Here is a 10,125-nt window from a genome sequence, read left to right on the forward strand (position 1 = left end):
AAAATAAATGATATGATATGCTTATCCAAAAAGTTAACGAATAAGTTTTTAAATAAAACTGATAAGATGCAGGAATGGCAGCACAAATAGCAAGCTGTCGAACCTGTCCAAAATACCGCCATGCCCTGGCAGAAGTTTTCCTGAGTCTTTTACCCCATAATGACGCTTAAATGCGGATTCTACCAAGTCGCCAATTTGTCCAACGATAGAGGCAAATATTGTAACTAGAATTACAATCACCATTGAATGTGGAAATGGATGAATCATGTGAAATATCACTGCGATAATACAAGCAGTAATAATACCGCCGATTGCTCCGCCAATTGTCTTGTTTGGACTAATATCCGGCCAGAGTTTTCGTTTACCAAAAGCCCTTCCTGCAAAATATGCGCCTGTATCTGTAGCCCAAATAATAAAGAACGCAAATAATATATTGCTAAATCCATTTAATCCCATTCTTGTCTCGAGCAAAAAGTAAAAGCCAATCCCAACATATAATACTGTCAGTACAATAAAGCCTGCATCATCAAATGTAAACTTATTACGCACTAGTACAGTATAGGCAAGTAAAAATAGAATAATTACGGTATACAGATCAAATATAGAAAATTGGCCAATTGGCAATATTAATGATTTTTCAGGAAGTAAAATTGACATAAGCGTAATTGCCCCAATTATACCAGGCATAGAGAATATAGATATCTGCCGCATCCTTAATAATTCCATCAGGCCGATTGTAGCAATAATATAAATGAAAACCGTAAACGGCCACTCGCCTATAATTACGAATGGCAGGAAAACGATTAGTGCTAAGATTGCTGTTATAATACGTTCTTTCATGTAGTTGTCATCACCTTAAATACCTCCGTAACGTCGCTTCCTATTTTGGTAATCTTTCAATGCCTCATTAAACACCTTTTCATCCATATCCGGCCATAATACATCTGTAAACCAAAATTCACTATATGCAAGCTGCCAAAGAAGAAAATTGCTTAGTCGTTTTTCTCCGCTTGTGCGTATGAGTAAATCAGGATCAGATAACCCATTTGTATACAGGTATTCAGAGAATATGTCTTCATCGATTGCATCAACTGAGACTTTATTACAATCTACATCATCCATAATTTGTTTTATTGCTTGCATAATTTCATATCTACTACCATAGTTTAAAGCAAAGTTAAGCAAAAGACCATCATTATCTTTGGTTTTATCTTTTGCATATTTTACAGCCTTTTGTGTATGGGCGGGCAGTGCAGCAAAGTCTCCAATTGTATCAATCTTCACGTTATTTTCCATTAGCTCTGGCAAATAAATATGTAAAAATTCTTTTGGGAGTTTCATTAAAAAGTCAATTTCAGGTTTTGGCCGATTCCAATTTTCTGTAGAGAAAGCATAAAGCGTCAATACTTTTACATGGGCATGATTTGCAGCACGAACTACATTCATCACTGCTTTGACACCTTCTTTATGGCCAGCAATACGAGGAAGTCCACGTTTTTCAGCCCAACGGCCATTACCATCCATAATTATAGCCACATGGTCTGGTATATTTTCAGTTACATCAAAATCAGCGTTAACCGCCTGTTTGCTTTTTATAAAAGGTATTTTCATAGACATCATCTGTCCTCCGAATTTGTTGATTTCTTACTATCCTTTTAATATAGTATGGTGAAACAAAAAGGAATATCGTGTCCATACATCTCATCATTCAATACTCCCAGGGGAAAGTAAAACCTCTCTCACTATATACGTATTTCCAATACAAAGGTTACATTCACTTTTTCAAAAAATGATTGACCATACTCATTATAACGATAATTCGAAAAGAAAACAAAAGCCCCCTTAAAAAAAGAGGGCTCTAACTTAAATTTAACACTTTCTTTAATCAATAATAATGGCAGTACTCCGACTACAAGTTTAATTAAACTTCCATTATTTCTTTTTCTTTTTGGTCTGCATGCTGTTCAATCTTAGCGATAAAATTATCTGTTGATTTCTGAACATCATCTTGAAGTTTACGCAACTCATCCTCAGTAATTTCGGATTTTTTCTCAAGCGCTTTTAACTGATCATTAGCATCCCGGCGAATATTGCGTACTTGTACTCTAGATTCTTCAGCAAACTTACCAACTACTTTTACAAGCTCTTTACGTCTTTCTTCCGTTAATGCTGGAATACTGATTCGGATTACATTACCATCATTTGAAGGGGAAAGACCGAGGTCAGCTTTTTGAATTGCTTTTTCCATTTCACCCAGTGCTGTTTTATCGTATGGCGTAATCACCAGTAATCTCGCTTCCGGTACACCAATTGAAGCAAGCTGATTTATTGGTGTTGAAGCACCATAATAATCAACATACACACTATCTAAAAGACTTGGATTAGCACGTCCTGCTCGAACAGTAGCCAGATTTTTTGAAAAAGATTGTACAGCAAGTTCCATTTTTTCTTCCATTTGCATTAATACAGTATTAGCCAATTTTATTTCCCCCTTATCGTTGTTCCAATTGTTTCGCCTTGGACAACACGCTTAATATTTCCTTCTTCTGTAATCGAAAATACAATTAAAGGAATATCATTATCCATGCATAATGAAGATGCTGTCGCGTCCATGACACCAAGCCCTTCATTCAATACATCCATATAGGTAAGTGTATCATATTTGATTGCATCTTTATTAAGCTTTGGATCGTCCGAGTAAACACCATCGACATTATTCTTTGCCATTAAAATTACTTCCGCTTCAATTTCAGCCGCTCTTAGTGCAGCAGTAGTATCAGTAGAAAAATAAGGATTACCTGTCCCAGCAGCAAAAATGACAACACGCTTTTTCTCCAAATGACGAATTGCTTTTCTCCTTATGTATGGCTCAGCTACCTGGCGCATTTCAATTGAAGTTTGAACTCTTGTTTGAATCCCTATGTTCTCCAGGCCATCCTGAAGTGCAAGTGAATTCATCACTGTTGCAAGCATGCCCATATAATCTGCTGATGCACGGTCCATGCCCATTTCACTGCCAGTCTTACCTCTCCAGAGATTTCCGCCACCAACGACAACGGCTACTTCTACACCAAGTTCTGCAACCTCTTTTACTTGTTCTGCAATAGATTGAATAATTTTAGGATCGATTCCACTGCCTTGTTCGCCACTTAGAGCTTCTCCACTTAATTTTAACACAATTCTGCGATACTTTGCTGTTGTCATAATAACCTCCAAAGAAATTAAATATTATAATTTTGACATTCTCTGTTTTTCTGCAGAGACACTATAAAACAATTGTAAAATAGGGAACAAACTGTTCCCTATTTACGATTATTTTTTAATTTGGCTCATAACTTCTTCAGCAAAGTTTTCTTCGCGTTTTTCCATGCCTTCGCCAACTTCATAGCGTACGAATGCTTCTACTGAAGCACCTTTATCTTCAACATATTTCTTCACTTTCACATCTGGATCTTTAACGAAAGCTTGTTCGAGAAGCGCAACTCCTTCAAAGAATTTACCAAGACGGCCTTCAACCATTTTCGCAACAATCTTTTCAGGTTTACCTTCATTTAAAGCTTGTTGAGTCAATATTTCACGTTCGTGTTCTACTTCTTGCTCAGGTACTGCATCACGTGAAATATAACGAGGATTAACTGCAGCTACATGCATAGATACATCTTTAGCAACTTCTTCTTCGTTTGTATTTTCAAGTAGTGTAAGCACACCGATAGAACCGCCCATATGAAGATATGAACCGAACACACCGTTGTCTGACTTCTCTAAAATAGTGAAACGACGCAGAGAAATCTTCTCTCCAATTGTAGAAATTGCAGAATTAATTACTGTTTCAAGTGTTTCTTCACCTTCAACTTTTTGACTTAACGCTTCTTCAACAGTTTCTGGTTTATTATTTAATAGGGCTTTACCTATTTTAGTTAGTAATTCCTTGAACATTTCATTTTTCGTAACGAAGTCAGTTTCACAGTTAACTTCAATCAGTACTGCAGCATTTCCATCAACTTCCACATGAGCTAAGCCTTCTGCAGCAATACGGTCTGCTTTTTTAGCAGCTTGTGCCATACCCTTTTCACGAAGAAAGTCAATTGCTTTATCAATATCTCCGTTTGTTTCTTGAAGTGCTTTCTTACAATCCATCATTCCAGCACCAGTTTTTTCACGTAATTCTTTAACTAATTGAGCAGTAATTGCCATTGTAAATCCTCCTTTAAATAATCAAGCTGAATATCTTCCCTTTAAGGCACGTTCAAAAGGAGGATAAAAAGGACCAAGAAGTTCATGGCGGCGAAGCTTTGAGTAGCGGAACGTATGCTTTTGATACGTGAGCAACGGAAAAGCGAGCCAACGAGCTTCTCGCGCGTGTGGTGAGTTCTGCGTTGTCCACAGAATGTGGACGGTTTTACTAGAACATCCCCTTTATCGAAGTGTCATTTTTACCGGACTTTTTGAACAACCTCTTTAAAAAAAGGTGATAAAAGGCAAATATCCTCTTATCACCCTCATCTTTAACGAATTACTCTTGAGTTGATTCTTCTGCAGCTGTTTCAGTTGCTTCTACAGCAACTTCTTCTGCTGGAGTTTCTACTTCAGCTTCTGCAGTTTCTTCACCTTGTTTACCTTCTAAAATAGCATCAGCCATTTTAGATGTCAACAATTTCACAGCACGAATAGCATCATCGTTAGCTGGAATTACATAATCAATTTCATCTGGATCACAGTTTGTATCAACGATGCCGATGATTGGAATATTTAATTTATGAGCTTCTGCAATAGCAATACGCTCTTTACGTGGGTCGATAACGAATAAAGCATCAGGTAGCTTCTTCATTTCTTTAATTCCGCCTAAGAATTTAACAAGACGTTCTTTTTCTTTAAGCAGGTTAACTACTTCTTTCTTAGGAAGCACTTCAAATGTGCCATCTTCTTCCATTCTTTCAATAGACTTAAGACGTTCAATACGTTTGCGAATTGTTTGGAAGTTTGTTAATGTTCCACCTAACCAGCGTTGGTTTACAAAGAACATACCAGAGCGAATCGCTTCGTCTCTCACAGAATCCTGTGCTTGTTTTTTTGTACCTACGAAAAGAAGTGTGCCGCCATTAGCTGCTAACTCTCTTACATAGTTATAAGCTTCATCAACCTTTTTCACTGTTTTTTGAAGGTCGATAATGTAGATGCCGTTACGCTCAGTGAAGATATATTTCTTCATTTTTGGGTTCCAACGGCGTGTCTGGTGACCAAAGTGTACACCAGCTTCAAGTAATTGTTTCATTGAAATTGCTGCCATGATAAAATTCCTCCTAATGGTTTATTTTCCTCCGTTCAGATCATTTCTGTCTATTGACCATTGGCAACATGGCACCAAATAAACAAATCACTGAACGTGTGTTTTTTTCACTCACTCTTAGAGCAAAGTGCTTTACACCAAAAATTAATATATCATAATTGAAGAAAGGAAGCAAGCCTTTTATGCTTTTTGATAGAGCTTAATGATAAGTTCTGCTTCTGTTTTTCCACAATCTAAAGCTTTAGCGATTTCTTCAATAGATTTTCCTTTTGAATGAAGCTGTAAAACCCTAGATTCTAGAGAAGCATCCACTTGATAGCCTGGCAATTGATTTACCAAATCGTCAAGCTCCGATAATTCAGTTTTCGCTGCTTTTTCGCGATTCTGTTTTTTCTCTGCTATATCTTGTATTGTCTGCTTGTTATGCGCTTTCTTTTCTTCGGTTGAAACTTTTTCTTGTTTTAATAGGCTTTTAAGCTCATTATTTTCTTGTTTTATTTCATCTAGGTATATTTGAAGTACTTCCATCACTTCTTGTGCGTTGTTAGACTGTTTTTTAGTTTGTAATTGTTTAAAGAGCTGGAAAACAGCAAATAACGTTATAATATGAAGCAAAAAACTGATGATAAGTAAAAATGAGACCATAAAATCCACCTCTATCCGTTAAAATCAACGCTTTTCCCTAAGTAAGGATGAGTAATGTCCTTTTCGGCAACAATCTCTTTTTCTAACTCTTGGGAACTACTATCTGTTTTGTCTTTTTTTAATCTGAGTTTTTCCGATTTCTCAGATTCGCTTACACGTGTTCGCTTAATTTTTTCTTGTTTTAACTGAGACTGAGTGAGCGCACTTTGAAGTATTTCTGGTTGTTTTTGCAGCTGTTCCTGTATTTTTCCGGCATCCTGAGTTCTCGGCAGTGCGACCTGCATCTCAATTGATTTCCAGCTCATAGCCAACCACCTCTTTTATTCTTTAGCTTCTATATAAGACTTATCCATAAAGCTGGTGCAGTGCTATTTCATTTTCATGCAGACTCATTTCAATATAATGATAGTTCGACTTGATACTTCGTTTATATTTTCCAAAACTGACATTAACATTTTGATAAATAAAATTACGAACGATTAGCTTTGCTTCCTTTAGATCTCCCAATGATGTATTAAGCAATAATAACTCCTCACCTATTTCTGTCAACTGTTCTTTTGTTTTCGCAAAAGAATGTCTTTGACGAAGGAGAGAAATGCGAATTTTGGGATTTGCAGTGTCTTGAGTTGCAAGTTTTTGTCCCAATATTTTTAACTTTTCTAACAGAAGTTCGAGTTCTTGTTTTTTATTAAGGAGATTTTGTTCTCTTTCTAAAAGTAACTTATTCATTCCTAAAGTGATCTCCGTTTTCGTATTCATCCTTGTTCCGACATCACGGGCTTCTATTGTTTTACCAGCGGAAATGCTGCCGCCGGCGATGCTGCCTTTCTGGCAATAAACATGGCCGTTTGCCAAGCATTCACTGTGAAGAATTGAATTCTCGACAAATAGATCATTGCCAGCGTAAATTTTTGCCTGGTTTATATACGCAATATGAATATTTTCTCCTGCTTCTAAACTGCCTTTTTCCTGACCTGAAATGCCTTCAGTCACATAAATTGAGCCACCTGCAATAATTGTAGCAGCTTCAACCATACCAAATATTTTAATATCTCCCTCTGCTTTTACAGTAAAGCCTGTTGGTACATCTCCACGAATAATAATTGTACCAATAAAATCAAGATTCCCATCCTTTAATGATAGTGTTTCATTTACTTCATACTCGGGATAGACATTCAATTTTCTGCCTGAGAGATTAAATTGACCATTTTCAGTTGCAAAAAAAGTGCTGTCTTCTTCGCGATAGACAACATTTTTGCCTGCTGTAGCTGCTGCAGGTTTGCCTGGATTCGCTTTTACAACGGTGCCAGTAACATCCAGCCCATCTACACCTTTTTCTGGTCCAATTAATTTAGCTAGGCGCTGGCCTTTTGAAACAGATGGAATTTTCATTACGTCACGGAAATTCCACTTTGAATCACGGTTAATTTCTTCTTTAAAATCAAAAACAAATTTTATGTTTCCATCTACTCCATTTATCGGATATTGACCTTCCGCAATTAATAATGGATATTCCATTTTAGCAGGAAACTTCGCAAATAATTCTAATGTTTCATCTTGTAATCCATGTATGATTTGATGTGATGCAAGAAATTCTTTTAAATCCTGTTCGTCTATTTTTAATTCTTCCTCGAGTTCAGAAAAAGATGTTTTCCTCTCTATTTGTGCAATCAATTTCTCCTCGTCAAATATAATACGAAAATATTCAGCCAACATCTCCATCATATATTCCCCTTTTAATATGACAATTAGACTTTTTGTATTTTATTTAAGACATTTTTTAATTTGTAAATTGCATTTTTATGTATTTGCGAAATTCTCGAAGTGGTTAACCCCAGCACATGTCCAATTTCAGTTAGAGTCAATTCTTCTTTATAGAAAAGACTGATAACCATTTGCTCATTTTCATTTAATTGTTTAATACCATCTACTAATTCGAGCTTTAATTCTTGCTGCAGTACCTCCTGCTCTGGTTGGAACGCATGTTCATCAGGAATTGTATAACCGATGCCTTCATTAAATTCATCATTGCTCTTTGACTTTTCTTCAATGGATAACACATTAGAAAAAAGTGTATCTTTAACAACCGCTTCTACTTCATCCGCAGTCATATCAAGCCTTTCAGCAATTTCTTCTGACGTAGGCATTCTTTGTAATTCCTGTTCTAGCTGTTGAGATACCCTGTCTACTTTTTTGGTTTTTTCCCTTAGAGTTCTTGGCAGCCAATCTTCTTTCCGCAAGCCATCAATTATTGAGCCTTTAATTCGAAAGGAAGCATAGGTATCGAATTTTAAATTTCGTTCTGATTCAAATTTTTTAATCGCATCATACAGACCAAGTAAACCGAAGCTTTTAATATCATCTTTGCTTACATTGTTGGGTAAGTGAGTTGCGATACGATCAACATGGAAATGAACAAGATACATATAATATTCGATTAATTCATTTAAAACCGTGTCATTTCCTTGTTTTTCCCATTGGTGCCAAAGCTTTTGTTCATGAGATGAATAACTGGAATTCATCGGATCTACACTCCTTCCTTTAAATTGATGGCAGTTGAATACATTATAAATAGATTTCTTCTTTATTTACTTTTCGAATCTTTAACATACTTGTCGCTGGATCAAATTCAATAGTTCTTCCTATATTTCCGCCAACATCTTGAGCTACTACAGGTATTTGTAAAATACCCAGCTGTTCTAGAACCGCATCTACATTTCTCGGTCCTATTCTCATAATATCTGAGTTGGATGTGAATTTAAACATTTCAGCACCACCAGCAATTTTCGCTTTTAATGCATACTTTCTCGCTCCCATATTTAGCAAGCGATTAACAAGAATTGGCAATGCTGTATCCGCATATTTAAATTCATTCATTGTTTTCTGTTTTCCTAAACTGGAGTCTGGCAGAAGTACATGGGATAATCCAGCGACTTTCTTTTGTGGATCATAAATCACAATACCAACACAGGATCCAAGTCCTAACGTTCTAATTGTATCAGGCGCATAAACTGTATTTAAATCAGCAATTCCAACTTTCACAATCGTTCCTATTTTATTCATTATGATTTATTCCTAACGCTTGAAATATGACATTTAATGAATCTGGGTTAGGTAATAAAAATAAATTACCTTTCATTGTATTCTCCTGCTCATTGCTATCTACCTTCGAATCAATTACGATTGCATGATCAGATACTTGAGACAGTTCTATCAGACCATAAGTTAGAATAGAAGCTGCCATGTCAATCCCCAAATGGGGCACCGATGGCTGAAGATGTAATCCTGTAAAATCAGAAAGTGCTGCAATATATGAGCCTGCTACAATGTTTCCAACTTCCTCCAATGCAGACATTGCCATTTGGTCAGAAGACACATCCATCGTTAATGTAAATTCCGGATTATTTGTCATGGAACGAACTAAAGTCTCCGCCTCTGCAACAGTCAGGATAAGAATAACTGTACTTGGCGCATCACCGTATATTCGAAACAGTACCGCAACCACAATTTCTTCCGGACTGCCGATTAATTCGATCATTTCATCAAACGTAACAATATTAACCGACGGCAAAACCATATCTATTTTTTTGTTTAATAGCTGAGACAGTGAAGTAGTTGCATTGCCTGCACCGATATTACCTATCTCTCGTAACACATCAACATGCATGGATGTTAAATTAGTAAATGACATACCCTCTATCCTTCCAATTTCGAAAGCAAATCCTTTTGATCTGTTGTCAGTACTTTTTCTAAATCAAGCAGTACAAATAAGCGATTTTCTACTTTCGCAACACCTTGAATATAATCGATATCGACAGATCCAATTACTTCGGGCGGTGCTTCAATGATATTCTTCGGAATGTCAATGACATCATTCGCCGCATCGACTACTAAACCAACTTCATAATCTTTCAAGTGTACGATAATAATTCGATTATCGTTAGTCAGTTCTGCTTCTTCCAAACCAAACCGCAAGCGTAAATCAATCACAGGAATAATAACACCGCGCAGATTAATTACACCTTTTACAAAATCAGCAGTTTCTGGAATCCTAGTAATTGGCTGCATTCTTTCAATGGCTCCAACATGCTCTACTGGAAGGGCGTATTCCTCATTTTCTAATTTAAAAACAATAACTTTTAAATGATTTAATGAATCATTTTCCATTGTCAACATCTCCTTATTCGAGTTTT

13 protein-coding genes are annotated in these 10,125 nt (G+C 36.4%); all 13 read right to left on the reverse strand.

Annotated features, from left to right (window positions below; translation table 11 throughout):
* Window positions 1-48: 48 nt before the first annotated feature.
* The gene (locus tag NST93_RS05885) at window positions 49-840 is read right to left on the reverse strand and encodes a phosphatidate cytidylyltransferase (protein WP_405102136.1); all 792 of its coding nucleotides are present in this window, start codon (window positions 838-840) and stop codon (window positions 49-51) included.
* Window positions 841-855: 15 nt separating this feature from the next.
* Complete coding sequence (locus tag NST93_RS05890) at window positions 856-1,617, reverse strand: isoprenyl transferase (protein ID WP_405102138.1); 762 nt, start codon at window positions 1,615-1,617, stop codon at window positions 856-858.
* Between the two features lie 304 nt (window positions 1,618-1,921).
* Window positions 1,922-2,461, reverse strand: coding sequence for a ribosome recycling factor (gene frr / locus NST93_RS05895; RefSeq protein ID WP_405103768.1), 540 nt, complete (start codon window positions 2,459-2,461; stop codon window positions 1,922-1,924).
* Between the two features lie 20 nt (window positions 2,462-2,481).
* A complete protein-coding gene (pyrH, locus tag NST93_RS05900; RefSeq protein WP_405102140.1) occupies window positions 2,482-3,204 on the reverse strand; it encodes a UMP kinase in 723 nt (240 codons plus the stop codon).
* Window positions 3,205-3,312: 108 nt separating this feature from the next.
* The gene (tsf, locus tag NST93_RS05905; protein WP_405102142.1) at window positions 3,313-4,194 is read right to left on the reverse strand and encodes a translation elongation factor Ts; all 882 of its coding nucleotides are present in this window, start codon (window positions 4,192-4,194) and stop codon (window positions 3,313-3,315) included.
* A 319-nt stretch (window positions 4,195-4,513) separates the two neighbouring features.
* Complete coding sequence (gene rpsB, locus NST93_RS05910; protein WP_405102144.1) at window positions 4,514-5,287, reverse strand: 30S ribosomal protein S2; 774 nt, start codon at window positions 5,285-5,287, stop codon at window positions 4,514-4,516.
* Between the two features lie 180 nt (window positions 5,288-5,467).
* The gene (locus tag NST93_RS05915) at window positions 5,468-5,932 is read right to left on the reverse strand and encodes a DUF6115 domain-containing protein (RefSeq protein WP_405102146.1); all 465 of its coding nucleotides are present in this window, start codon (window positions 5,930-5,932) and stop codon (window positions 5,468-5,470) included.
* Window positions 5,933-5,943: 11 nt separating this feature from the next.
* Window positions 5,944-6,237: a hypothetical protein gene (locus NST93_RS05920; RefSeq protein ID WP_405102148.1), complete on the reverse strand. Its 294-nt coding sequence runs from the start codon at window positions 6,235-6,237 to the stop codon at window positions 5,944-5,946.
* Between the two features lie 40 nt (window positions 6,238-6,277).
* Window positions 6,278-7,654 carry a DUF342 domain-containing protein gene (locus NST93_RS05925; protein ID WP_405102150.1) on the reverse strand — a complete coding sequence of 459 codons (1,377 nt, stop codon included), beginning with the start codon at window positions 7,652-7,654 and terminating at the stop codon, window positions 6,278-6,280.
* Window positions 7,655-7,680: 26 nt separating this feature from the next.
* Window positions 7,681-8,454, reverse strand: a complete 774-nt coding sequence (locus NST93_RS05930; RefSeq protein ID WP_405102152.1) for a FliA/WhiG family RNA polymerase sigma factor — start codon at window positions 8,452-8,454, stop codon at window positions 7,681-7,683.
* A 43-nt stretch (window positions 8,455-8,497) separates the two neighbouring features.
* Window positions 8,498-8,995 carry a chemotaxis protein CheD gene (locus NST93_RS05935; RefSeq protein ID WP_405102154.1) on the reverse strand — a complete coding sequence of 166 codons (498 nt, stop codon included), beginning with the start codon at window positions 8,993-8,995 and terminating at the stop codon, window positions 8,498-8,500.
* The gene (locus tag NST93_RS05940) at window positions 8,988-9,623 is read right to left on the reverse strand and encodes a chemotaxis protein CheC (RefSeq protein WP_405102156.1); all 636 of its coding nucleotides are present in this window, start codon (window positions 9,621-9,623) and stop codon (window positions 8,988-8,990) included. The genes NST93_RS05935 and NST93_RS05940 overlap by 8 nt, the downstream gene beginning before the upstream one ends.
* 5 nt (window positions 9,624-9,628) lie before the next feature.
* The gene (locus tag NST93_RS05945) at window positions 9,629-10,099 is read right to left on the reverse strand and encodes a chemotaxis protein CheW (RefSeq protein ID WP_405102158.1); all 471 of its coding nucleotides are present in this window, start codon (window positions 10,097-10,099) and stop codon (window positions 9,629-9,631) included.
* Window positions 10,100-10,125: the final 26 nt, after the last annotated feature.

Origin of the sequence: Oceanobacillus sp. FSL H7-0719, assembly GCF_045040795.1 — a bacterium.
Taxonomy (GTDB): Bacteria; Bacillota; Bacilli; order Bacillales; family Amphibacillaceae; genus Oceanobacillus.

Excerpts from the sequence above, each read along its gene's own strand:
- NST93_RS05885 (WP_405102136.1), bottom strand. The coding sequence starts at position 840 with ATGAAAGAACGTATTATAACAGCAATCTTAGCACTAATCGTTTTCCTG.
- NST93_RS05890 (WP_405102138.1), bottom strand. The coding sequence starts at position 1,617 with ATGTCTATGAAAATACCTTTTATAAAAAGCAAACAGGCGGTTAACGCT.
- frr (WP_405103768.1), bottom strand. The coding sequence starts at position 2,461 with ATGCAAATGGAAGAAAAAATGGAACTTGCTGTACAATCTTTTTCAAAA.
- pyrH (WP_405102140.1), bottom strand. The coding sequence starts at position 3,204 with ATGACAACAGCAAAGTATCGCAGAATTGTGTTAAAATTAAGTGGAGAA.
- tsf (WP_405102142.1), bottom strand. The coding sequence starts at position 4,194 with ATGGCAATTACTGCTCAATTAGTTAAAGAATTACGTGAAAAAACTGGT.
- rpsB (WP_405102144.1), bottom strand. The coding sequence starts at position 5,287 with ATGGCAGCAATTTCAATGAAACAATTACTTGAAGCTGGTGTACACTTT.
- NST93_RS05915 (WP_405102146.1), bottom strand. The coding sequence starts at position 5,932 with ATGGTCTCATTTTTACTTATCATCAGTTTTTTGCTTCATATTATAACG.
- NST93_RS05920 (WP_405102148.1), bottom strand. The coding sequence starts at position 6,237 with ATGAGCTGGAAATCAATTGAGATGCAGGTCGCACTGCCGAGAACTCAG.
- NST93_RS05925 (WP_405102150.1), bottom strand. The coding sequence starts at position 7,654 with ATGGAGATGTTGGCTGAATATTTTCGTATTATATTTGACGAGGAGAAA.
- NST93_RS05930 (WP_405102152.1), bottom strand. The coding sequence starts at position 8,454 with ATGAATTCCAGTTATTCATCTCATGAACAAAAGCTTTGGCACCAATGG.
- NST93_RS05935 (WP_405102154.1), bottom strand. The coding sequence starts at position 8,995 with ATGAATAAAATAGGAACGATTGTGAAAGTTGGAATTGCTGATTTAAAT.
- NST93_RS05940 (WP_405102156.1), bottom strand. The coding sequence starts at position 9,623 with ATGTCATTTACTAATTTAACATCCATGCATGTTGATGTGTTACGAGAG.
- NST93_RS05945 (WP_405102158.1), bottom strand. The coding sequence starts at position 10,099 with ATGGAAAATGATTCATTAAATCATTTAAAAGTTATTGTTTTTAAATTA.